At 70.6% G+C, this 22,830-nt stretch carries 24 protein-coding genes; 14 read left to right on the top strand and 10 right to left on the bottom strand.

The window, feature by feature from the left end; all coding sequences use genetic code 11:
• Positions 1-265 precede the first annotated feature (265 nt).
• The gene (locus tag IY392_RS03310) at positions 266-2,419 is read right to left on the bottom strand and encodes a bifunctional lysylphosphatidylglycerol flippase/synthetase MprF (RefSeq protein ID WP_194860485.1); all 2,154 of its coding nucleotides are present in this window, start codon (positions 2,417-2,419) and stop codon (positions 266-268) included.
• Positions 2,420-2,581: 162 nt separating this feature from the next.
• Here IY392_RS03310 and IY392_RS03305 point away from each other — a divergent pair, with 162 nt between their 5' ends.
• The 4 genes from IY392_RS03305 to IY392_RS03290 all read left to right on the top strand — a co-directional run bounded on the left by IY392_RS03305 (position 2,582) and on the right by IY392_RS03290 (position 6,735).
• Positions 2,582-3,010, top strand: coding sequence for a hypothetical protein (locus tag IY392_RS03305; RefSeq protein WP_194860484.1), 429 nt, complete (start codon positions 2,582-2,584; stop codon positions 3,008-3,010).
• On the top strand, positions 3,007-3,225 hold the full coding sequence (locus IY392_RS03300) for a hypothetical protein (RefSeq protein WP_107757713.1): 219 nt from the start codon (positions 3,007-3,009) through the stop codon (positions 3,223-3,225). The genes IY392_RS03305 and IY392_RS03300 overlap by 4 nt, the downstream gene beginning before the upstream one ends.
• A gap of 115 nt (positions 3,226-3,340) precedes the next feature.
• The gene (locus tag IY392_RS03295; protein WP_194860483.1) at positions 3,341-5,905 is read left to right on the top strand and encodes a LuxR C-terminal-related transcriptional regulator; all 2,565 of its coding nucleotides are present in this window, start codon (positions 3,341-3,343) and stop codon (positions 5,903-5,905) included.
• A gap of 323 nt (positions 5,906-6,228) precedes the next feature.
• The gene (locus tag IY392_RS03290; RefSeq protein WP_156607298.1) at positions 6,229-6,735 is read left to right on the top strand and encodes a hypothetical protein; all 507 of its coding nucleotides are present in this window, start codon (positions 6,229-6,231) and stop codon (positions 6,733-6,735) included.
• A gap of 298 nt (positions 6,736-7,033) precedes the next feature.
• Here IY392_RS03290 and IY392_RS03285 read toward each other — a convergent pair whose 3' ends face one another.
• From IY392_RS03285 to IY392_RS03260, 6 genes are all read right to left on the bottom strand, one after another.
• Positions 7,034-7,324: a hypothetical protein gene (locus IY392_RS03285; protein WP_107757710.1), complete on the bottom strand. Its 291-nt coding sequence runs from the start codon at positions 7,322-7,324 to the stop codon at positions 7,034-7,036.
• Positions 7,321-7,536, bottom strand: coding sequence for a hypothetical protein (locus IY392_RS03280; protein WP_107757709.1), 216 nt, complete (start codon positions 7,534-7,536; stop codon positions 7,321-7,323). The genes IY392_RS03285 and IY392_RS03280 overlap by 4 nt, the downstream gene beginning before the upstream one ends.
• Before the next feature lie 42 nt (positions 7,537-7,578).
• Complete coding sequence (locus IY392_RS03275) at positions 7,579-8,073, bottom strand: hypothetical protein (protein ID WP_107757708.1); 495 nt, start codon at positions 8,071-8,073, stop codon at positions 7,579-7,581.
• Complete coding sequence (locus IY392_RS03270) at positions 8,070-8,936, bottom strand: cytochrome c oxidase assembly protein (RefSeq protein WP_231750401.1); 867 nt, start codon at positions 8,934-8,936, stop codon at positions 8,070-8,072. Before IY392_RS03270 ends, IY392_RS03275 begins: the two co-directional genes overlap by 4 nt.
• 5 nt (positions 8,937-8,941) lie before the next feature.
• A complete protein-coding gene (locus IY392_RS03265) occupies positions 8,942-9,448 on the bottom strand; it encodes a DUF2243 domain-containing protein (RefSeq protein ID WP_107757707.1) in 507 nt (168 codons plus the stop codon).
• 96 nt (positions 9,449-9,544) lie between these two features.
• Entirely contained in the window at positions 9,545-11,014 is a 1,470-nt protein-coding gene (locus IY392_RS03260) for a sodium/glutamate symporter (protein WP_107757706.1), read from the bottom strand.
• A 196-nt stretch (positions 11,015-11,210) separates the two neighbouring features.
• Here IY392_RS03260 and IY392_RS03255 point away from each other — a divergent pair, with 196 nt between their 5' ends.
• Both IY392_RS03255 and IY392_RS03250 read left to right on the top strand, forming a co-directional pair.
• Positions 11,211-11,975 (top strand): potassium channel family protein, encoded by a 765-nt coding sequence (locus IY392_RS03255; protein ID WP_194860482.1) that lies wholly within the window; start codon positions 11,211-11,213, stop codon positions 11,973-11,975.
• Positions 11,976-11,979: 4 nt separating this feature from the next.
• The gene (locus IY392_RS03250; RefSeq protein WP_107757705.1) at positions 11,980-13,449 is read left to right on the top strand and encodes a YdiU family protein; all 1,470 of its coding nucleotides are present in this window, start codon (positions 11,980-11,982) and stop codon (positions 13,447-13,449) included.
• Here IY392_RS03250 and IY392_RS03245 read toward each other — a convergent pair.
• Positions 13,425-14,330 carry a DMT family transporter gene (locus IY392_RS03245; RefSeq protein WP_309233990.1) on the bottom strand — a complete coding sequence of 302 codons (906 nt, stop codon included), beginning with the start codon at positions 14,328-14,330 and terminating at the stop codon, positions 13,425-13,427. The genes IY392_RS03250 and IY392_RS03245 overlap by 25 nt on opposite strands.
• 85 nt (positions 14,331-14,415) lie before the next feature.
• Between IY392_RS03245 and IY392_RS03240 the strand changes: the two genes are divergently transcribed.
• Positions 14,416-14,979, top strand: coding sequence for a helix-turn-helix domain-containing protein (locus tag IY392_RS03240; RefSeq protein ID WP_309233989.1), 564 nt, complete (start codon positions 14,416-14,418; stop codon positions 14,977-14,979).
• A 168-nt stretch (positions 14,980-15,147) separates the two neighbouring features.
• On the top strand, positions 15,148-15,957 hold the full coding sequence (locus IY392_RS03235; RefSeq protein WP_107757703.1) for a hypothetical protein: 810 nt from the start codon (positions 15,148-15,150) through the stop codon (positions 15,955-15,957).
• Here IY392_RS03235 and IY392_RS03230 read toward each other — a convergent pair.
• Entirely contained in the window at positions 15,927-16,799 is an 873-nt protein-coding gene (locus tag IY392_RS03230) for a tryptophan-rich sensory protein (RefSeq protein ID WP_194860479.1), read from the bottom strand. The genes IY392_RS03235 and IY392_RS03230 overlap by 31 nt on opposite strands.
• Positions 16,800-16,895: 96 nt before the next feature.
• Between IY392_RS03230 and IY392_RS03225 the strand changes: the two genes are divergently transcribed.
• The 5 genes from IY392_RS03225 to IY392_RS03205 all read left to right on the top strand — a co-directional run bounded on the left by IY392_RS03225 (position 16,896) and on the right by IY392_RS03205 (position 21,229).
• The gene (locus tag IY392_RS03225; RefSeq protein WP_107758274.1) at positions 16,896-17,360 is read left to right on the top strand and encodes an SRPBCC domain-containing protein; all 465 of its coding nucleotides are present in this window, start codon (positions 16,896-16,898) and stop codon (positions 17,358-17,360) included.
• A gap of 301 nt (positions 17,361-17,661) precedes the next feature.
• A complete protein-coding gene (locus tag IY392_RS03220) occupies positions 17,662-18,003 on the top strand; it encodes a transglycosylase family protein (RefSeq protein WP_194860478.1) in 342 nt (113 codons plus the stop codon).
• 64 nt (positions 18,004-18,067) lie between these two features.
• Positions 18,068-19,414 (top strand): MFS transporter, encoded by a 1,347-nt coding sequence (locus tag IY392_RS03215; protein WP_194860477.1) that lies wholly within the window; start codon positions 18,068-18,070, stop codon positions 19,412-19,414.
• A 66-nt stretch (positions 19,415-19,480) separates the two neighbouring features.
• A complete protein-coding gene (locus IY392_RS03210; RefSeq protein ID WP_156607295.1) occupies positions 19,481-19,999 on the top strand; it encodes a glutathione peroxidase in 519 nt (172 codons plus the stop codon).
• A gap of 42 nt (positions 20,000-20,041) precedes the next feature.
• Positions 20,042-21,229, top strand: a complete 1,188-nt coding sequence (locus IY392_RS03205; protein WP_194860476.1) for an alpha/beta hydrolase family protein — start codon at positions 20,042-20,044, stop codon at positions 21,227-21,229.
• Here IY392_RS03205 and IY392_RS03200 read toward each other — a convergent pair.
• Positions 21,202-22,479: a pyridoxal phosphate-dependent aminotransferase gene (locus IY392_RS03200; protein ID WP_228548958.1), complete on the bottom strand. Its 1,278-nt coding sequence runs from the start codon at positions 22,477-22,479 to the stop codon at positions 21,202-21,204. The genes IY392_RS03205 and IY392_RS03200 overlap by 28 nt on opposite strands.
• 95 nt (positions 22,480-22,574) lie before the next feature.
• Between IY392_RS03200 and IY392_RS03195 the strand changes: the two genes are divergently transcribed.
• Positions 22,575-22,830 (top strand): GntR family transcriptional regulator (locus tag IY392_RS03195; RefSeq protein ID WP_182612392.1); only part of this gene is annotated, 256 nt, incomplete at its 3' end.

Below are 22,830 nucleotides of genomic sequence, written 5' to 3'. Positions count from 1 at the left end.
ACGCCCCCTGCGATGAACTCTCGCGTGCGCCACGGCTCGCGCGAGAGTTCATCGCAGGGGGCGTCGATGCGCGGGGTGTGCAGGCGCGGGAGCGGATGCCTCTGCTGGGGTGGATGCCTCTGCGGGAGCGGATGCCGTCGTTGGGGTGGATGCCTCTGCGGGAGCGGATGCCTCTGCTGGGGTTTGCAGGCGCGGGAGCGGATGCCTCTGCGGGAGCGGATGCCGGTGACCGAGCGCGGGCGCCTCTGATGGAGGGGAGGGCGCCTCAGGCGTCGATGGTCTCGGACTTCCCGGATCTGGCCAGCGCGGCGAGCTGGCGGGTCGTCGCCCCCGGCAGGTACGCCCGGCCGATCGCCACGCCGATTCGCGGCAGATCGGCCTCGTCGCGGAAGCACAGGAACACGGGCTCGATGCGCGGGTTGAACTTGGCCTTGAACTGGTGGAGCGAGCGGAATCCGTAGTACGGCTCGAGGGCCTGGCCGAGCAGGTCGAGGCCGCGGTCGAGGGTGGCCACCTCGTCGTCGTCGCCACTGCGCGCCAACGGAGCCCCGGACAGCGAGACGAAATCAGCCCCCTCGTCCTTGAACTCCAGCGCCGAGCGGGCGATGAGGAACTCGATCATGTTGTTCGCGCCGGGACCGTTGCGCTTACGCATCACGTCCAGGGTCCACCCGCGGACGCCGCCCTCGGTGCCACCCCGGTAGACGGGAAGCCACGACAGCGCCGCCTGAACGACCCCGTCGGAATCCACCGCCAGGGCGATGCGCACGTCGTCATCGAGCGCCTCCTCGACCGTGCCCAGGGTGAAGCCCATCTCGGGGAGCTCCTTGTCCCCCACCCACTGCTCGGAGATCTCGCGCACCTGCCCCAGGATCGCGGACGGCTGCTCCCGCAACAGCCCGGAGACGAAACTCGTCCCGTTCTTCTGCGCCTTGTTCATGGCGCTCCGGATCTTCTGCCACTTCTTGCCGCCGAACGCCAGGTCGGGCAGGTCCATGATGGTGTCCTCGGCGATCTGGAGCGCCCGCCACCCGCGCTCCCTCATGGTCTCGGCGGTCTCGGCCGACACCGAGAAGAGGCACGGCACCGCGGCCTGCGACTCGGCGAACTCCACGAACTCGGTGAGCAGACGACCGCGATCCCCGGGCGCGGCGACGGGATCCGCCAGCGCGATCGCCGTCCCCACGTGGAGGCGGTACCCCACGACGCCCCCGGCTCCGAAGAAGTAGTTCATCGGCTGCCACGTGATCATCCAGGACATGGTGCTGCCGCCGTGCTGACGGATCAGCGCGCGGACGCGGTCGACCACGTCCTCCGAATGGACCGAGGACCCGGTGACCCGGCGCCGGATCCGGACCCCGAACGCCCCCCGGCCGGCCACGAGCAGCACGGCCTCGCCCGCCCACAACAGTCCGGTGCCCGCAGTGACGGCGCCGAGGCTCTCGAAGTCCGCGGCCACGACCAACACCGTGACGACGAGCGTGGCCACCGCGGTGAGCACGGCGTAGGCGAGAGCGACCATCCACGCCGCCCGGAAGCCGCGGCGCAGCAGTTCGGCGGTCACCGCGGCGACCAGGACCGACACGAGCATGCCGGCCAGGCTGACGTCGTCGGCCTCGGTCGGGCCCAGGGGGCCGTCCGCGGGGACGAAGTACACCACCACGTGCACCGCGGCGATGAACCACATCCCGGCCGAGACGACCAACCTCGTCTCGCGCCGGGTCCGTGGCCTCAGGCCCCGCTCGGTGAGTGAGAAGAACCGTTCACCCACGAACAGGAACACCGCGAACGCGATGAGGTGCGTGAGGTCCGCCAGACGGCCGAGGAACAGGAACGACACGATCACGTAGCCGTAGAGCAGCGCCCGCGCCCGCAGCCGCCACGGGGACACCAGCGTGGCGGTGGTGGCGGCCAGAACGGCGATCACGGCCGTCGAGCACCCCACGTCGAGCACCACGGACAACTCGGCGGCCCACTCCCACCCCACCGCGTTCCCGGGGACGAGCACGGCGACCGCCCCGAGGACGCCGATCAGCTGACCGCCGATCGCGACCAGCGCTGTCCGGGCTGACCCCAACCGCCACTCGCCGACACCGAACCCCGCCGCCACCAGCACGAGAAGCGACGCGTGCTGGAGAGGGGTCATCCCGAACCACGGGCCGGCGAACACGGTCCACCACCGACCGCCCTCGAGCGCGGGGACGCCATACGCCACGCCTTCGAACCACGAGGCGTCGGGGGCGGCGCGCCACAGGGTCTCGAACACCACCCCGGTCACGAGGAGGGCGGCCAGCACGATCGCTGTGACCGGGAGGCGGCGGGCGGCGCGCCAGACGGCACCGGCCGCGGCGGCGAGCGGGGACGGTTCCGCGGGTACGTCGGGGTCGTCCGTGCTCTCGGTGATCTGGTCGGTGCTCATGGTGCTCCCGTGGGCGGCGCGCGTGACGGAACCAGCGCGTGACGGAACCGGCGGGGGCCACCCGTCGTGACCCCGTGTGTGAACGGGATTAAGTATGCGCTCACCTTCCCTCGTGTGGGCGCGAACACCGGTGCTCCCGGGGGTCTTGTTACCCTCGCGGACATGATCGGCGCCGGGCCCACAGCGCACGGAGCGCGGAGGTCGGCGCGCGATCGCGTGCTGGTGCTGGTCGGCCTCGCGGTGTACGGAGCCCTCGCCGCGCTGGGCGACCCGATGACGTGGCCCGTGCGCGTGGCCGTGGCCGGCGGGGTCCTCATCGTGATCGTCCTCGCGGTGCGGCGTGGGTGGCACAGGCCCGGATCCCCCGGTGACCGGGGCGACCTCTCCAAGGCCGGACCCGTGCCGATCATCGTGTGGGTAGTGCTCCTCGCGGTCGTCGCGGTGATCCAACTGGGGCATTTCTTCGCCGAACCGCGCTCGATCTACCCGACGCTCAGTTCGTTGTTCGAGCAGCCCCTGTCCTTCTACCCGGTTCGTGCCGCGGCCTTCGCCGTGTGGGCGTGGCTGGGATGGGCCCTGGTGACGCGGTGACGTTCCTCCCCGCGGACCGCTCCGCCAACCTCGTCATCTGGGCGGTGGTCTGGTCACTCGTACTCCTCTGGGTGGTCGTGACCGCGCGCTCCTCCGTGCTTCCGAACCTCCTCGACCTCGTCCGGTTCGTCCGCCGTTTCTGGCTGCTCCGGTGGGCCCTGCTGGCCTTCTGGATCTGGCTGGGGTGGCACCTGTTCGTGCGGACCACCGCGTGAGTGCGCGCGGGTGCTCTGGAAGGTGACCGGGCGGGAACCGTAACGTAGGCGGTGAACTCGGTTGATGGCCTGCGGTGTCGGCGCGCCGGTCGGACTCAAGGAGGGTGAGGCGAGCATGGTCGCGAGTCGCCCCGCCCCCGGTGTGGCGGGTCCCGTCCCGAACCCGCAGTCCCCTCCGCGCACGCGACTGTTCGACGCGCTCTCCGGGCCGGAGCGGTTGGTCGTCGTGCGTGGCCCCCTGCTCTCCGGGAAGACCACCCTGCTCAGGCGGTGGTCGGCCGCCTCCGCCTCCCCCGGAGCCGTCGCCGGGGTGATCGGGCCCGAACCGGGCAGCACGCCTGACGCCTATTGGCAGGAGGTCGCGACGTCACTGCCGGAGCAGCGGGACGCCGACGCACCGACGGTCGGACCGGTCGGTGCGCGCCGTACCGCCACGGACCCGCCGGCAGACCCTTTCGACCAGGTGAAGTCCCTGGTCCGGACGTGGCGCGGCCCCCTCACACTGGTCCTGGACGACCTCCATCTGGTGGGGGAGCCGGAGAACCGTGTTCGTGACCTCTTCGAGCAGTCGTCCGGCGGGATGGTTCGTGTGCTGGTGGCCACCCGCACCGCGGGGGCTTGGCACGAGGCACCGGGGCTGCCGGCGGACAGGGTGTTCGTGCCACCGGCGGACCTCCTGCTCACGGACGCCGAACTCGACGCCGCGATCGATCTGGCGGGTCTGACCACGGCGTCGGCTATCCCCCTGGGTGAGGTCGCGGCGGAGACGGGCCGAATCGCCGGCCTGGTCGACAAGGGTGTCGGCGCCCTGAGGTCGGGCTCCCCGGCCCGTGCGGACCGGGTCGGGCGCATCCGCAGCGTGGTGGACCGGGTGGTCGTCCGGGTTCTGGCCGAGACGGCGGAACTGCACCGCCACAGGAGGGAGATCTTTTGTGCCGCGACGGCCACCCCGCTGACCGCGTCGTCGGTCGGCGTGGCGATCGGCGGGGTGACCGGACGGGTGAACGCGGTAGGCGACGTATTCGTCGCCCTCGAGAGGCACGGACTCACCGTCCGCGAGGCCGGGGCGGCCGAGCCGACCTGGAGCTTTCCCGACCCGATCAGGGCATCGCTCCTGCGCATCGCGGCAACTGAGAGGCCGGAGGACCTCCGCGATGCGCGGATCGCCCTCATCGACCACTGGCTCGCGGAGGGTCGGCCCCACACGGCGTTCGTCCACGCGATCGATGCCGAACGCTGGGACCTCGTGCTGGACATCCTCCGCGCGCACTGGAAGACCCTGTACACGACGAACTTCCTGCACATGGACGGGGACCTCAAGCGGATCCCCCCCGAGGTGCTCGAGAGCGAATCGCTCTTCGGCACGTTGCGCAGGATGCACAGTCAGTTCTCCGCGCCCAAGGACAGTCCCGCGCCGCCTCCGGATCTGGTGGACTCGCCCGAGGTCTCGGATGACGCCGAGCGGTTGATGCGGATGATCTCACTCCGCATCGACGGGCGTTTCGAGAAGGCCGCAGCGGAGTACGAGATGCTGCGCCGGGTCCCCGCCCCCGACGTCGAGTCCTCTACGCAGTCGGAGCGGGACGGCCCGGCGTTCGTGTTCCTCCACCTGGGCCTGACCCTGCTCCTGGTGGGGCGATTCGACGACGCTCATCAGATGCTGCGCCGGGGTCACCGGCTCGGGGTCGGGTCGTTCATCGAGCGGGACGCTGCCGGGAAGCTGACTCTGGTCAACGCGATCCTCGGCCACGTCCGGGACGCCGACTCCTGGTGGGACGAGGAGCAGCGGCACCCGCAGCTGCCCCACGACTCGGAACTCGTGGTCCGCCCGGCCGGCATGATCGGGTCCGCACTGGCGCGGCTCGAGCGCCTGGACATCGACTCCGCCATCGATCTCATGACGGACCTCGGTCCCCCCGCGGACCAGGAGGAGCTGTGGGGCTTCTCCCTGTACGTGTACGGACAGATCGCTCTGGCGGCCGGCACCCCGGCCGACGGGTTGCGGTACGTCGAGCACCATATGAGGAGGTTTCCCGGGTTGCGCGCGGACGGCGCCGTGGTGGGGCCGCTCCTCGATGCGGTCCGGGCCGACCTCCACCTGGCGATGGGGCGAACCGCCGTGGCCTTCGACCTCCTCGGGGGGTCCACGCACCCCCTCACCGCTCCGGCCCGGGCCCGGGCCCGACTGTACGACGGCGAGCACGCGGGCGCGTTGGGCGTCGTCCGGGATCACTACGGGGATCTCGGGTGCACGCAGCGCGACTCCCTGGAGCTGTCCCTGGTCGGTGCCGCCGCCTGGATCGGGCTCGGCAACCGTGAGGAGGCGGTGACGTACCTGGAGCGCGCGATCACCACGTCCACGCTCACCGGAGTGGTTCGTCCCTTCGTCACGCTCGCCCCCGGGACCCTGGCCACGCTGGCGACCCTGGGCCCCGAGTTGCCGCCCCCGGTGCGCGATGCGACCCCCCCGTCGCCGGCCCCGGGATCAACCGAGCTCACCGGACGCGAGCTCGCCATCCTCGCGAGTCTCGCCACCGGTGATTCCATCACCGCCATCGCGCGGCAGCACTTCGTCAGTGCCAACACGGTCAAGACACAGCTGCGGTCGGCATACCGCAAGCTCGGGGTCCGATCCCGCGACGCGGCGGTCGACGAAGCTCGACGGCGCGGCCTGGTCTGATGGCTGAGCAGGATGGTCGTCCAACTCGAGCCGGGGCCCTCGGGGCGTCCGGCTGAGTGGCCGCAATAGCCCGCTCATCACTGCTTTCACCCGCCCTTTCACCCGGGTGAAAAAGTCGTCCCGATAGGTGTTCCGTCTCCAATGTGAGTTAGCGTCCATGTTGATCGTGTCGCGCAATCGTGATCACCGTCGCCATCGGCCGGGCCGGATCCGTGCCCGTGACCCCCACCCGCCCACGCGGGCATCTCCCCATCACAGGAGAACTCAGCCGTGACCGTGCGGGCCCGGTGGGGCGACGGGATCCGTCTTCGGAAGGACCACCCATGAGGCGCCTGAGGCTCCCGTATCGGCACGGAGACGGGGCGGGCGCCTCTGCTGCGCTGGCAGTGCTGTGCGCCGTCATCGCTCTCGTGCTGCCCACGCTGGTTCTCGCCCCCATGGCGTCGGCCCGAGCCACCTCTCCGGCGCCCGCGACGGCGACACGGGGTACCGGTCCGGAGGCCGTCCGCCCGGCCCCGGCGGCGATGGATGTGCGGGTCGCGGTTCGCGGACCCGGCGACGCGGCGGCGTACTCGTATGCCTCCGGGCCCTCCGGTCCGTCGACCCCCGCCGACCCGGCGGTGCCGGGAACGGGGGCGAAGGTGGGACGCGCGGGCGAACCCGGTGTTCGGGATCCCCGCACGGCGACCGCCGGAGGAGTGCTCGGGGACACCGGCGCGGACGTGAGCTGGCTGACCGGGGCTGCGGCGGTCATGATCCTCGGCGGCACCCTGGCCCTGGGGCTGGCCCGACGCAACCGCCGCAGCATCCCCGAGACCACGAGGGAGTGATCATGGTCAGCGTCCCCCTGCCCGTCGTCATCGGCGAGGTCACCACCCCGGGTCCCGCCGCGGTCGACCTTCTGGGGCGAGGGGCCGTCCTGCTGTTCGACCTGCTCACCTCATGACAGGGAACGCTACGATGACCGAGAGTGAGTGGGCCGACTACGTCGCGTGGTCGGGTCTGGACGAGGACCGACTAGCAGAGATCCTTCGTGACCGTGGGCCGGACCGTGACCGTGAGCGTGATCCGGACGTCGGGCCGGAGACCGCCACGTGGCTGCGACGCCTGTCGAGCCGGTGCCGGACGTCAACGTCGTCGCGAACCCGCCATCGCGGGGCCGGAGAACAGCGCGATTCCTAGGACGAAACCGAAGTCGTACCAGTTGCCGTTGTTGTTCACCTCGTAGATGGTCACGGTGTCGGTGAACAGGGAGATGATGAAGGTCACGGGCAGGATGAGCCCGTGCCACAGGCCCCACCAGAATCCGAGGCCTTCCGGGGAGACATCGACGTTGGGCCCCGCTGCGCACGCACCGAGGGACAGGACGACGGCGAGGAGGACGGCGGCGGCGAGCCCGTGTCGTCCCCGGGAACTCACCTCCGCCGTCCCCGCCAGAAGTACAACGCGGGCCCGACGAAGTTGACCGCGATGACGGCGGCCCACCTGCCCTTGGAACCGCGCACCTGCTCGGCGGGCCGGAAGGCCAGGTCGGTCCACGCCGTGACCGCGAGCGACACCTGGATGGACATCAGTGTCAGGATCGCGGCCTTCTGGCCGTCAGACAGATCGCTCCACGACTTCTTCCGCATGGTTCCTCCCGGGATCGGACTGGGAATGGGACCTTCCTTACACTAGTGGCTCGTGCGGCCTCGCGAGGGTCGAAGGGTCGGAGCGACGATTCGCTCCGAGACGGCCCCCGTGACCGCGGCGAAGACCGCCTTGTGCGCCATGTCCACCACCTGCTCTCGGACAGGCCAGGAGGTCGGAGGCGCCCCCACCCCCGTCGCGTTCTCCACGGTCTGGTCGAAGCCCAGCCGGATCACCGTATGCCAGCCCGTCGCATGAACCCCACGGATTCCCGTGACCGCCCAGACCCCGCGGAGAGCGCCGAGTGCGGCCCCGGTGCCGAAGTGCATGAGGTGGTTCCACGTGTCGGGGCGGTCACTCTCTCCGGGCCGCCGGCCCAGCAGCGTGAGAAGTGCGCGCGCGGGGACGTACGAGTTCGGGCGGCCGGTGAGCAGCTGCTCACCCTTCTCCCCGAGGGTCATCACGCCCGCCCCGACTACTCCGGCGAGGGCCCCGGCTCCGGCTGCTCGCGCGAGGTGTAGTGCACGGCTGTCGCTCATCGTGTCGTCTCCTCGGATTGTGGGGAACCGCCGGACCGTCCGGCGAGATGATCTGTGGAACGGGCGAGAGCGGGATTTCCGGGGAGGAACCGGTCCCGCAGTCGTGAGCCCGGGTACCAGCCGGTGAAGAGCAGGACGATGAGCGCGAGGTCGATGACCTCACCGCCGTAGAACATGAGCTGGGCCCCGACCCTGGCGTCCGCCGGGTCGATGCCGGCCGGGGGGTGCCCGTACAACCACCTGCCGAGAATCGAATGCGCGCCGATGAACAGGACCAGGACCACCGCGCGTGTCCGGAAGCTCGCGCGGTGCGGGTTCGGGTCCGGCCCGATCATCGCCACGGTGAACAGCAGGCCGGCGAGGAACACGTGCAGGTGGACGAGGACGTGGACCGCGTGTGACTCGTGCATGAGCGCGAAGAGGTCGGTGGTGTAGAGCACCCACAGGCCCCCCGCGTTGAGCACGGCCGCGACGACGGGATGGGTGAGCACCCGCGCCGGCGGGGACCGCAGCACGCGCGAGACGACCCGGGCGTGCCGGGTGGGCAGAGTCCTCAGCGCGAGGGTCACCGGGGCCGCGAGCACCAGAAGGAGCGGTGCCAGCATGCCCATGAGAAGGTGGACTCCCATGTGGGCGGTGAACCCCGAGTGTGCCGCGGAGGCGAGGGGGCCGACCCACGCCGCCCCCAGGCAGAGCAGCCCTGCGATCCACAACGCGGTCCGATATCGGGGCCACCGGCCTCGGCGACGGTGCCGACCGGCAGCCATCAGGTAGGCGGCCGCCGCCATCGCGATCAGGGGAACGCCGAGTACCTCGGGCATCGGCCAGGAGGAGGGTTCGGGATGCGCGTGGTCGTGGGTCACCGGACTCAGTCCCGGGAAGGGCGGGACGTCGGCGTCCGCTCCGGGGGAACCGCGGTCCGCCACAGGATCAACAGTCCTGCCAGGAGGAGAGCAACAGCCGAGGAGATCCACACCAGGTCGTAGACGAACAGGTCGACGCCGTAGCGGATCTGGTGGACCCGGAGGATCTTGTGGAAGACGATCCCGTCGAACAGCTGGAACGCGCCGACTCCGGTGAGGACCGCACCGGACCACCGCCCCCACGGGACGACCATCGTGTGCCTGACCTCCCCCAGCATGAACAGGCCCCACACGGTGATGAGCCAGGTGGCGCCGTGGAACAGCCCGTCCGCCAGGAGGGCGACGTTGGGGGTGGAGAGGTCGTAGAAGTGGTGCCACTGCAGGAGCAGGTGAAAGACGAACAGATCGATCACCGACCCGGCGATCCCGCAACCGAAGAGGAACCCGGACAGGACCAGACGCCGGCTCGCCCGGGGGTCCGCGGTGCGGATCTCAGTAGAAGGTGGCGACACCGTGCGTCCTCCTCGCGAGGGGTCGGGTGCCGCTGAGCCTAGGGCCGGCGGCGAGAGGTCACCACCGCTGCACGCGGGGGCCGACAGGCCGGGAACCTACTCCCGCGCGGGCTCGCGCCCCTCGGATTTCTCCCTCTCCCACTCCGCCCGGTCCCGCATCTCCCTGGGGCGGAAGTAGAACAAGCCGGAGAGCAGCGCCACGAGGAAGGCCGCGAGCATCACGAAGAACAGGGGCCAGACGCCGGTGAGGAAGATGATCGGGACCGCCATCGCGGTGACGAGGCCACCGCCGAAGAACGGTTCGAAGACCAGCTGCTTGTAACCGAACGCCTCGAACGCGGGGCTCTCCGCCTGCGGGTCGACCACCCGCATGAGGATGAGGCCCGTGGCGGTGACGCCCATCGACTGGCCGAAGTCGCCGATACCGCGCTCGAACCAGTAGCGACCGATGATCCGCGGCGCCAGCATCAGGAAGACGGCGACGTTGAAGACGATCCCCGCGACCGCCAGGATCACGAAGACACCGATGTTCTCTCCGATCGCCTGGAGGGACAGGGTGGCGATGGCGGCGACGATGAGGAAGTCGAGCGCCCACCCCTGGATCCGCAACATGATCTGGGCGTCGATCACGTGCGCGAACCCGGCCTTGGTGGCCACGAACTGCACGATCACGCCACCGAGGAGGGCGATGGGGAAGAGGGGGACGTAGGCGAAGATCTCCAGCGGCGTGTTGTCGTCGAGCATGATCGACGCGTAGGTCGCCTGCTCGATCCAGCGCAGGCCCTCCAGGATCACGAGGCCGACGAGGATCGCCACGGTGACGATCGCGATGTGGAGCGACAACGGCTCGACCGAGGACGGGCGGGACGTCATCTTGCCGGCGGAGTAGTACTCGTCCTCGCGGAAGAGCCCCTTCTGTTCCTCGATGGACATCTTGGCGCTCCCGGTGACGATCTCCGTCCGTCCGGTGCGCACCGCCCAGTTGATCAACCCGATCCCGATGACGATCCCGCCCACGATGCCCACGGTGGCCAGACCGACGGCGAGGTCGGCGCCCTCGCCGAAGCCCAGCTCGTCGAACACCGGTCGCATCCCGGCAGCGGTACCGTGGCCGCCCTCGAACCCGATCTCGATGAGCGCGCCGGTCATCGGCGCCGCCGCCAACGTCGGGACGAGGATCAGCGCCGCGAGCAGCAGACCCACGACGTACTGCCCGGAGGCGAGTGACACGCCGAGCGAGAGCTGGGGGCCGACGAGCTTCACGGCCCGCTTCGCGGTCGGGAGCTTCTGGCCGAGGAACATGGTGGCGAAGATGACGCTGATCAGAAGCCCCGGCAGCGAGGACCACACCTCGACCATCGGTTCGGTGAACAGTCCGTTCTCCCCCCAGGGGCCGCCGATCCGGCCCAGCACCTCGGGGCCCAGGAGGAGGAGCAGCGCTCCGGCGACGATCGAACTGGGGAGGAACAGTGACTGGACGATCCCCACCTTGACGCGGATGATCTTGCCGATCAGCAGCGCCAGTCCCAGGATGAGCAGGGCGAGTCCCACCGCGTTGGCCGTCATGGGGCTACCTCGGTTCCGGTCGGTGATGCATGGCGCGTACGCCGCCCCGTCTCTCTACATCTGGCGATGCACGGGGCGACTCGTCGGTTGTGAGGAATGTACGCCGTGTCATCCCTCAAATGAACCTGAACCGCTGATCGGTAACCATGCCGTCACGTTCGCCGCCTTCGTCCCCGGAGTCGGTCATCATCGAGAGGTGACGGAGAAACGGTGGGCGGAACTGACGGAATGGCCCTTGATCGGCGCAGCCCTGGCCTTCCTCGCCGCCTACGCGGTCTCGGTGCTGGTGAACCCGGAGGGCACAGGGGGCGTGGTCACCGAGATCGTGATGGTGGGGACCTGGGTGCTCTTCGCGGTGGACTTCGCGGTGCGACTGGCGTTGGCGAGACCGCGGGGTCGGTGGCTGTTCACGCACTGGTACGAACTGGTGGTGATCGCCCTGCCGATGCTCCGGCCGTTGCGCCTCCTCCGTCTGATGATGCTGCTGAGCATCATGCACCGCTCGGCGGGGACGGCTGTGCGCGGCCAGGTGATCGCGTACGCCGCGGGGTCGACGTCGGTCCTGTTGATCGTGTCCTCCCTGGCGATTCTGGATGCGGAGCGCGGTGCTCCCGGAGCGTCGATCGAGACCTACGGTCAGGCGTTGTGGTGGGCGGTGGTCACCGTCACGACGGTCGGGTACGGGGATATCGCGCCGGTGACCCCGACGGGCCGGATGATCGCGACGGGACTGATGCTCGCCGGGATCGCCCTGCTGGGCGTCGTCACGGCCACGCTCGCCTCGTGGATCGTGGACCGGGTCAGCGAGCAGGATGAGGTCAACCAGTCCGCGACTCAGGCTCAGGTCAGCCGGTTATCGGCGGACATCGCGGCACTGCGGGAGGACCTCGCACGGCTCGGCGCCGTCACGGAGGGCGGGAGCGGACGGGCCGACCACCCCGCGACGGAGCCGTACCGTTGACGGTATGACTTCCCAGGAGCGGTCCGGCGTGCGGCTCGGCGACGATTTCGCCCGCGGCTTTCCCGATCTCGGCGTGCCGTGGACGGCGGCCGAGGCCCCGACCCCGCGACTACTCGCCCTCAACGACCCGCTGGCCGACGAGCTGGGGATCGATCCCGACTATCTCCGGTCGGAGGAGGGACTACGACTGCTGACCGGCACGCACGTCCCCGCCGGCGCCACCCCGGTCGCGCAGGCGTACGCGGGACACCAGTTCGGGGGCTACTCGCCGCGACTGGGCGACGGGCGGGCCCTGCTGATGGGCGAGCTGGCGGACGGGCGCGACCTGCACCTCAAGGGGTCCGGGCGCACGCCGTTCGCCCGGGGAGGGGACGGCCTGGCGGCCGTCGGGCCGATGCTCCGCGAGTACCTCGTCAGCGAAGCCATGCACGCGCTGGGTGTGCCCACCACGCGGGCGCTCGCGGTGGTCGGCACCGGGGTGGCCGTGCACCGTGATCAACCCCTTCCGGGCGCCGTGCTGGCTCGCGTCGCGGGCAGTCACCTGCGGGTGGGCACCTTCCAGTTCGCGCGCTCCACCGGAGACCTCGACCTGGTGCGCAGGCTGGCCGACCACGCCATCACGCGCCACCATCCGCAGGCGGCGGAGACCGAGAACCGGTATCTCGGTCTGTTCGAGTCGGTCCTCGACGCCCAGGCCTCCCTCGTGGCGCAGTGGATGCTCCTGGGGTTCATCCACGGGGTGATGAACACGGACAACACCACGATCTCCGGCGAGACCATCGACTACGGCCCCTGTGCGTTCATGGAGGCATTCGACCCGGCCACCGTGTTCAGCTCGATAGACACCCAGGGCCGCTACGCCTACGGAAACCAGCCGCCCATCATGCAGTGGAACCTGGCGCGGTTCGCCGAGACCCTGGTCCCGTTGGTCGACGACGACGAGAACGCGGCCGTCGAGACGCTGACGGCCTCTCTGGGCACGTTCCCCGCTCGCTATCAGGCGGCCTGGACCGCGGGGATGCGTCGCAAGCTGGGGCTTCCCGCTGCGCCGGGCCGATCCGAGTCGGAGGCGGTCGAATCGGATCCGGTCGAGCCGCTGCTGGAGGAACTCTCGCGGTTGCTCACCGCGACCCGGGTCGACTTCACGTCGTTCTTCCGCGCGCTCATCCCGGCCGCGGCGGGTGACACGTCGGCAGTGCGGGAGCTGGTGGGGGAGTTGGCGGACGGATGGCTTGCGAGCTGGCGCACGCTGGATCCCTCGGTCGAGGTGATGGCGGCCGCGAATCCCGTGTACATCCCGCGCAACCACCTGGTGGAGGAGGCCCTGGACGCGGCGACGGCGGGTGATCTCGGGCCGTTCTCCGAGCTCCTCGTCGTCGTCACCGATCCCTACACCGAGCGTCCCGGACTTCAGCGGTACGCCAGCCCGGCCCCGCCCGACGCCTCTCCTCACGTCACCTTCTGCGGCACCTGAGACAGGTGAGCGGGCTCGGCCCCGTCGCCCCGGCGCGGGAACGAACCGGAGTCCGCCGCGAGCAGGACCGCCACGACCCCCAGCCCCATCGCGATGAGTTGGGGTGCCCCGACCCGGTCGCCGAGCATCGCCCACGCCCAGATCGCCGAAACCGGAGGGGTGAGGTAGAGCAGCATGCTCGTGGGCGTGGCGCCGAGGCGGCGCAGGGCGAGGATGTACGCCCCATAGCCACCGAGCCCGGCCGGGACCACCAGCCATGCGAGCGACCCCACGAGCCGCGCGGTCGGGTCGACCGCGAGTCCGGTGGTGAGCACGGCGACGGTGACAAAGACGACCGCCGCAGCACACACCTGGACCGTGAGGGCGGTGACCAGGTTGACCCGGGGCGCCCAGCGACGCTCGAGCAGCGCCGAGCAGCTCAGACCCAGCAGGCTGATCACCGGTAGGACCATCGCCGGGCCCGGATCGCCGATCCCGCCGACGCAGAGTGCGACCGCGCCGAGACCGAGGGCGACCCCGCTCCACTGCCGCGGCGCCAGCCGGTCGCCCCAGAACACGGCACCGGCGGCCGCGACGAGCAGCGGCTGGGCCGAACACACCAGCGCAGCCGTCCCCGCGTCCACCCCGGCCGCGGACGCGGCGAACAGGCCCCCGAGGAACATCCCGTGCGCGGTGAGGCCCAGAACGCACTGCCGCCCGAGATCACGACGGCCGATCCGGCTGCCGAGCACCGTGACCACCGAGAGCAGGACGCCGGCGGTGATGACGTACCGCCACGCCAGCAGTCCCGCGGGTTCGGTGTCCGCCGTACCCCACGCGGCACCCACGAAACCGCAACTCCACAACACCACGAAGGCGCCGGCCACCAGAATCCTGTCCACGGCCCGAGCAAAGCATACCGATCGGTATACTGTCAGTGCACCCGTCGGGCACCGCCGGGGAGTGCACTGTCCCGAGGAGGACCGGGTGACCCCTGAGCCGTGGCCGATCATCCCCACGACCGAGGTGGGGGAGCGCATCCTCCTGGCGGCCGACGAGCTCTTCTACTCGCGGGGCATCACCGCAGTGGGCGTCGAACTCATCGCCGAGCAGGCGCGGACGACCAAACGCACGCTCTATCAGCGCTTCGGGTCCAAGGACGGCCTCGTCGACGCGTACCTGCGGCGACGCGGCAGCCGGTGGCAGCAGTATCTCGTCGATCATCTCGACGCGACGGAGTGGACCCTGCCCCGGTTCTTCCGGCGGGCCGAGGACTGGGCCGGGCCGAACCGGCGCGGATGCGCTTTCGTCAACGCGTGGGCCGAGGTCGGGGGAGCGGGGCGTTCTGCCGCCGCCGAGACGATCAGGGAGGAGAAGCGGTGGATGCGGAGGCTGCTCGCTGAGCTCGTCGGTGGTGACCCCGCCGTGGCGGCGGCCGTCCACCAGCTCTACGAGGGGGCGCAGGTCGCCGCGACGGTGTTCGGTGAGACCACGGCGTTCCGGGTGGCCGATGATGCGGCGCAGGTGATCGTGGCGGCCGCCGAGGGGTGAGACGGGCGGGTCGCGGGACGGCCGCGGCGGGGGTGGTGGTACCGCAACGCAGGAGTTATCAATGAATACTTATTGACACGACCGCATGCCTGTCCTACTTTCGGGGGACAGGCATATCCCGCGCCAGCCCCCTGGCCGAGGCCGCGGGCCGCCGGAGAGGTGGACACCATGCGGATCATCGTCGCGGACGGCGAGGGGTCGTACCGCTCCTCCTCGGGGGTGCTGGACGGCTTCGTCGACGACCTGTCCTCCCGCCTCGGCGCCCGCGCCGCGGTCCGGGTGCAGTGGCCGGAGCCGGAACGGACGCGCCTCCACCGCCCGCGGAGCTGGGACGCCGCCTCGGCGGCGGGAGTGGCGGATCTGGCCAGACTCGTGGGTCTCCACCCGTCCGACGGGATCGTCCTCCTGGGCTGCTGCTGCGGATGCCGCGTCATCCACGACTGGCTGGACGCGCACCCCGATCAGCTGGACAGGGTGCTCGCCGTGGGCCTGCTCGGGGACCCGTTCCGGCCGCGTGACCGCTGGCTGCCGGGAACAGCGGACCCGGGTGGCCAGGGGGTGGCCGGCAGGCGCGCGGGTCCCCTTCCGGAGCGGACGGTCTGGGTCTCGGTCCCCGGGGACCCGTTGAGCGGCATCGAGAGGGACAGTCTCCTGAGGGCCGCGGTCCGTGACTCCCCGTTGACACCGGATCAGGTCTTCCGTGGACTGCTCGAGGACCTGCCGGACTCCCGCACCCAGCTGGCCCTGCGTCTGCACGTGCTCCAGCGGCCGGCGGAGTGGCCGATGGCGGTCGGGCGCCGTCTGGATCAGGCGCGCGCCGCGCTGGCGAGGTACGAGGACCGCGGCTACGCCGCGCAGTACTCCGAGCCGGGTCCCGAGGGCAGGTCGCCACTGGAGATCCTCGGTGACCGGCTGGTCGGCCAGCTGGGTGCCCCGCGGACCCCGCCTCAGGACCTGCCGGAGAGACTGGCGTCCTGACGGGTCGGCGCCGCACGGCGGACCCGGAGCCAGGTGAGCAAGGCCACCGCGATGACGACGGCTGAGGCCGCCGCCGCGGTCCAGACCAGCGCCCCGGACTCGAAATCGCCTTCGGTGCGTCCCACGGCCACCCACGCGAGGCCCCAGGAGGTGGCCAGGGCTGGGGCCACCCGGCCTCGGCTCAGTAGGGCGGTGGCGACGCCGATGCCCGCGGCGGCGACGATGCCGACGACCCCGAGCGGGATGTCGGTCACCGGGGCCACGCCCTCGGCGGCGAGCCACGCGAAGGTGTTGGCGAGCGTCGCCACCGACACCCAGCCCAGGTAGAGACCGAACGTGCCGTCGGTGACGACCAGCTCCACCGCGCCGCCGGTGCGGGGTGCGCCGAGGAGGTACATGATGCGGATCAGCACCGCGAGCAGCACGAGGATCACCACCACCGAGAGCCCGACCTGGTCGAGCTGGACGGTCCAGATCCAGGCGGCGTTGAGCAGGACCGACGCCAGTGCCCACGGGCGCAGCGCCCGCTGCCGGGCCGAACGGCGGGCGGTCGGGGACAGTTGCCAGAGGGCGTAGACGATCAGCCCCAGATAGATGACGCTCCAGATGCTGAACGCTGATCCCGCCGGGGCCACCGGTGTGGCGTCCGCGGACAGCGCACCGCCCGCGGCGTCGGCCACCGGGGTGCCACCGAGGGCGCCGCTCCCGACGAACGCGGCCACGATGGCCGCCGCCACCCCCAGGAGTGTGACCACGGGCATGGCCCATCCCGTCTCCCGGGTCACACGGGTCTCCGTCGGGGTAGTGGACGCCTCGGTCCGGTGCGGTGTCGACTGGTCCATGTCCACGACGGTAGCGGCGGTTCACGGGGCCGGCGACCCGGCCGGCGACCCGCAGACCGGATGCACGACGCCGACCGGCCGGGCAGGGTGGAGGACATGACCACATCAACGAACATCACCGTCGAGCGCGTGATCGACCACTCGGCGGCCGAGATCTTCGAGGTCCTCACCAACCCGGAGAACCATGCCAGGCTGGACGGCTCGGGCTTCGTGCGCGGCGATTACAAGTCCGACCGGATCCAGCAGGTCGGAGACGTGTTCGCCATGGACATGGAGGGCGAGCACATGGGTGGTGAGTACCGCACGGAGAACCACGTGACGGGATACGGCAAGGACAAGATCCTGGCGTGGCAGACCGCGCCCGCCGGCACCGAGCCCCCCGGCTGGGAATGGGTCTGGGAGCTCGAGAACCGCGGGCCCGAGTCGACGCTGGTCCGCCTCACCTACGACTGGGGCAAGGTCACCGACAAGGAGATCCTCAAGAAGGTCTCCTTCCCCCTGGTGTCCGAGCAGGAGCTCGAGGACTCGCTGTCCAACCTCGCCGCGGTCGTGGCGGGCTGAGGGACGGGAGCCTCCCGGGTCGCCGACGCAAGGGTGAGCCATCTCACCGAGGAGTCCGGCTTCCGCGGTGCGATCGCGAGGCGTCCCGATGACCTGCGGTGACGCCGATGGGGCCCGCCCTCCTCTCGCCCGATCCCTTCCTGGATCCAGGATGTGGCGCCGCGTCGGGTTGCGTCGTCCCCGGACCCCGCTCGTAGGGTCGTCCGCCGTCCCCGTCGATCGGGGGCCTGGTCGCCGCCAGGGGGAGCCCGTCGGCGGGCAGGCACAGTGGCACGACCCGAGACCCAGGAGGTCACGAGACATGCAGAAGACGCTCGTCCGAACGCTGACCGGTGCGATGCTTGCTGGCGGTATCGCCGCGGGTGGGGCCTCGCTGGCCGCCCCCGCCGCCACCGCCGCGCCGGCGAGCGCCTGGGATCAGGTGGCCCAGTGTGAGTCCGGTGGCGACTGGCACATCAACACCGGCAACGGCTACTACGGTGGCCTGCAGTTCGCCGCCCAGACCTGGACCGGCTTCGGTGGCGCGGAGTACGCCCCGACCGCGGACCAGGCCACCCGAGAGCAGCAGATCGACATCGGCGAGCGCGTCCTCGCCGGACAGGGGCCGGGCGCCTGGCCCACCTGTGGTGGCCCGCTGGCCTGATCCACGGCGCCCGGTCCCGGGCATCGCGGGCGTCGCGGCCGGCGGCGATTAGGCTCTCCAGACCGTGACCGCCGCCGAGACCGTCTACTCCGCCCTCGTCACCCGCGAGCACTCCGGCGGGGGCGACCTCCCGGAGCGGGTGGCACGCGACATCCCCCGCAACGGCCTGCGGCTGGTGGCGGCCAACACCCTGCAGTCCTCGGGGGATCAGGCGGTCAACGCCTCCACGGTGCTGCCGTGGCTGTTCCACGTCCTCGGGGTGCCCGCGGCGCTGGTCGGTCTGCTGGTGCCCATCAGGGAGTCGGGGTCGATGCTGCCCCAGGTGCTGCTCACCCCACTCGTCCTGCGGGTCACCCACCGCAAGTGGGTCTTCGTCACCGGGGCCGGGGTGCAGGCCGCCGCGGTGGCGGTGATGGCCGGGGTCGCGGCACTCGGCCACGGCATGGCCGCCGGGGTGGGGATCCTGGCCGCGCTCGTGGTGTTCTCCCTCGGGAGGTGCCTGTGCTCGATCGCCTCCAAGGATGTCCAGGGCCGCACCATCCCCTCCGGGGAACGCGGGCAGATCATCGGTCTCGCGACGTCGGCGGCCGGGATCGTCGCCGTGACCCTCGGGTTGGCGATCCGGGCGCTCGGAGGTGACGACCTGAGCGCCGGCGCACTCGCCCTGCTCCTGGCCGGCGGAGCCGCGCTGTGGGTGCTGTCAGCCCTGGTCTACGCGCGCGTCACCGAGCCGGCGGGGGAGGCGGACGCCGGGACCTCCGACGACCCGGTAGACGAGGGCCGCGGATCCTGGTTCGCCGAGACAGCCCGCCTGTTCCGCGAGGACCGGACGTTCCGGCGGTTCGTCACCGTCCGAGGTCTGGTGCTGGTGTCCTCGCTGAGCCCGCCGTTCATCGTGTCCATGTCCGTGGCGGCGGGCACCGGGGCGCTCGCCGGACTCGGCGGCTTCATCCTGGCCTCCGGTGTCGCCTCGCTCATCGGGGGGCGGGTCTTCGGCCGGGTCGCCGACCGGTCCAGTCGGCGACTCATGGCGGGGGCCGCCGCCGCCGCGTCGGCGGTGACGCTCGGCTTCGTGGCCACCGTCTCGCTGTTCGGTGTGGACGGGTCGTCCGGCCCGGGGACCGCGTTCTTCGTGGGCGGCTACTTCCTGCTCACCCTCCTGCACTCCGGGGTGCGGGTGGGCCGCAAGACCTACGTGGTGGACGTGGCGGAGGGGGACCTGCGCACGACCTACGTCGCGGTCTCCAACTCGGCCATGGGCGTCATCCTGCTCGTGACGGGCGGCATCACCTCGGCTCTCGCGCTGGCGGGGATCGAATGGGCGCTGGTCTTTCTCGCGGTGCTCGGAGTGATCGGGGCGGTGTCCGGGTTGCGGATGCCCGAGGTGTCCGGAGCGTCCGCGACGAGGTGACGCCAGGTGCGCGGTGGGCGAGGGTGTGGAAGCCTCGGGACGGACGGCGGGTGCCCCCCGCCTGTCATGACGACGACGAGGAGCTGCGCCGTGCCCGATGACAATGTCACTCTCACGGATTTTCGAGCGGGCCTGCTCGACGGGAGCGAGAAGGACCTGGCGGACTACGCCGGGCAGGTGGTCCTGGTGGTCAACACCGCCAGCAAGTGCGGATTCACCCCGCAGTACAAGGGGCTCCAGAAGTTGTACGAGGACTACCGCGACCAGGGTTTCGTGGTACTCGGATTCCCGTGTGACCAGTTCGCCCACCAGGAACCGGGCTCCGATGAGGAGATCGGCTCGTTCTGCGAACGCAACTTCGGCGTGGAGTTCCCGGTGTTCTCCAAGATCGAGGTCAACGGGTCGGGAGCCCACCCGCTCTACGACTGGCTCAAATCCGAGAAATCCGGGTTGCTCGGTGGGCGGATCAAGTGGAACTTCACCAAGTTCCTCGTGGGGCGCGACGGAAAGGTGATCGACAGGTTCGGTCCCACCCGCAAGCCGGAGGACCTGCGGGACGCGGTCGAGGAGGCGCTCCGGGGATAGCGCTAAGCTCCACAGATCACATCGCACAGCACTTGGAGCGTCATGCCTCTCGGACTCCACCGTGTGGTCGCCACCGCCGGGGCATTCGCCGTTGCCCTGACCCTTGGGTCGGCCACTCCCGTTCTCGCCCAGACCGCCAGCATCGACCCCTCGACGCTGGGTTCCGAGAGCCTGGGGACCATCATCGAGGCGGCCGGTTCGGTTCCGCTCGGGTCGGCCACCCGGTTCATCGGCTCCGTCGGCTCCGCGGATTTCCCGCTGGACGGTGAGGGCTCCGCCACCCCGCTCCCCAACGCGCCCCGCCCGGTGGACGAGACCATCACCACGTCCGAGTTCGTCGAGGTCGAGCGCACGTCCGGCGAGTACGAGTACTGGCTGGTCACGTCCGCGGCGATGAAGCGTGAGGTCATCCTGGAGGTCGTGCCCTCGCGCATCACCGACGACGGCCCGGCGCCCGTGCTCTACATGCTCGACGGCGTCGACGCTCCCGAATACAACTCCGGCTGGAACCACCAGGCGCGGATTCACGACCGCGTGCGCGAGGACAACGTCCACGTGGTCATCCCGACCGGCGCGTACGCCTCGTACTACGCCGACTGGAACCGCGCCGACCCCGTGCTCGGCTACAACAGGTGGGAGACCTTCCTCACCCGGGAGCTTCCGGGGATCGTCGAGCAGGGGCTCGCGACGAAGGGGCTGGAGACCAACGGCAAGAGCGCCATCGGTGGTGCCTCCATGGGTGGTCAGGCGGCCATGCACCTCGCGGCCACCTATCCCGAGATCTACCGGGGCGTCATGTCGTTCAGCGGGTACTACTCGACCATGGACGCGCTCGGATACCAGTCCGTCCGCGGCACGATCGAGACCCGCGGCGGTGACGTCGAGAACATGTGGGGCCCGCGCCGCAGCGAGCAGTGGAAGCGGCATGACACCGTCTCCCATGCCGGGGATCTGAGGAACACGGCCGTGTACTTCTCCTCCGGGAGCAACGTCGCCGGCTCCGCCGACCTCGAGTACTACCGCGGTGGCGCGGACGCCCTGAGCATGATCGTCGGCCAGGTGCTCGAGATGGGCGTGCTGGAGGGGTCGAAGGCGTTGGAGAAGGCGCTGGACCGCGCCGGAGTCGGATACCGGGTCGACTACTCCGACACCGGCTTCCACAACTGGCCGAACTTCCTCAAGAACTTCGGCGCCGGATGGGATCACATCAAGTCGGCTCTCGAGAGCTGACCTCCGACCCCGGGGCCTCGCGCTCTTGACGTGTGGGCACGCCGCTCGAGGTACCCGGCGATCCTGCCGATCGCGCTCTCCAGCACCGCGGCGTCGGGCAGGCACACGATCCGGAAGTGATCGGGCTCCGGCCAGTTGAAACCGGTGCCGTGGGTCACCAGCACGTGCTCGGAGCGCAGTAGGTCCAGCACCAGGTCCTCGTCGCTCCGGATGCCGAACCTCTCGGTGTCCAGCCGGGGGAAGCAGTAGAGCGCGCCGCGGGGGGCCACGCAGTTCACGCCCGGGATGGCGTCGAGGCGCTCGGTCGCCAGTGCGAGTTGGCGCTCGATCCGGCCGTCGGGGTCGATCACGTCGGCGCCCCACGGTGAGTCCTCCGCCAGCGCGACCGGGATCGCGTACTGACCCGGGACGTTGGGGCACACCCGCATGTTGGCCAGCAGGGTGAGTCCTTCGAGCAGGTCCTGCGCCCGCTCGAGAGGCCCCGTCGCGGCCACCCAGCCGGCCCGGTACCCGCATACCCGGTACGCCTTGGACAGCCCCCCGAAGGTCAGGCAGAGGACGTCGTCCCCGGCGGCGAGCGCCGCGTGGTGGTGTCGGGCTCCGCCGAACACCAGTTTCTCGTAGATCTCATCGCTGAGCAGGACGAGCCCGTGCCGGCGGGCGATGTCGGCCATGCCCCGGACGGTCTCCGCGCTGTAGACGGCCCCGGTCGGGTTGTTGGGGTTGATCAGCACGAGCGCCGTGGTCCGCGGGGTGACCTTCGACTCGATGTCTGCGAGCGACGGGTTCCAGCCGTCGGACTCGTCGGCCAGGTAGTGCACGGGGACGCCACCGGTGAGGTTCACCGCGCCGGTCCAGGTGGGGTAGTCCGGCGCCGGGAGCAGGATCTCGTCGCCCGGGTCGATCAACGCCTGCAGGACCAGCGTGATGAGTTCGCTCACCCCGTTGCCCAGGAACACGTCCTCGGCGCGCAATCCGGCCACCCCGCATCGCCGGTAGTGGTCGGCCACCGCCGCCCTGGCCTCCGGGATGCCGCGTGAGTCCGAGTAGGCCTGGCCGCTGCCGAGGTCGCGACTCACCGCCTCCACGATCTCGGGCCGTGCCTCGAGACCGAACGGGTACATGTTCCCCAGATTGAGCCGCAGTACGTCGTGGCCCTGGGATTCGAGTCGCTCGGCTTCGGTGAGCAGGGGGCCGCGCACGTCGTAGCGCACGTCGCGGAGGCGTCGGGACTGGCGGTAGATCTGCATGGGGTCATCCCACCGGATAAGTGGACAGGCAAGAAGGTCCACTTCTCGCACACCCGCGAGACCACTTTGCGGCCTCGCGCGCCTACGATGGGAGCATGGCCCGCACCGGAAGTCCCGGATCGGTGGTCCTGGGTGAGGTCTCGGGTGCCGCGGATCTGGTGGACGCGGTCATCGACCTGGTCTCCGACGGTTCCCTGGTCGACGGCGACAGGCTGCCCTCCACGCGCGCGCTCGCCGGGCAGACCGGGCTCTCCCGCGGCACCGTGGTCCGGGCGTTCGACGAGCTCTCGGCCGCCGGCTTCGTCGACTCCGTCCAGGGCTCGGGGACGCGGGTCGCCGACGGCGCGGGCG

This window comes from Dietzia sp. SYD-A1 (assembly GCF_015356725.1).
Lineage (GTDB): Bacteria > Actinomycetota > Actinomycetes > Mycobacteriales > Mycobacteriaceae > Dietzia.
The sequence above is the reverse complement of the archived record's forward strand: the minus strand, read 5'-3'. Positions and strand labels throughout refer to the sequence as shown.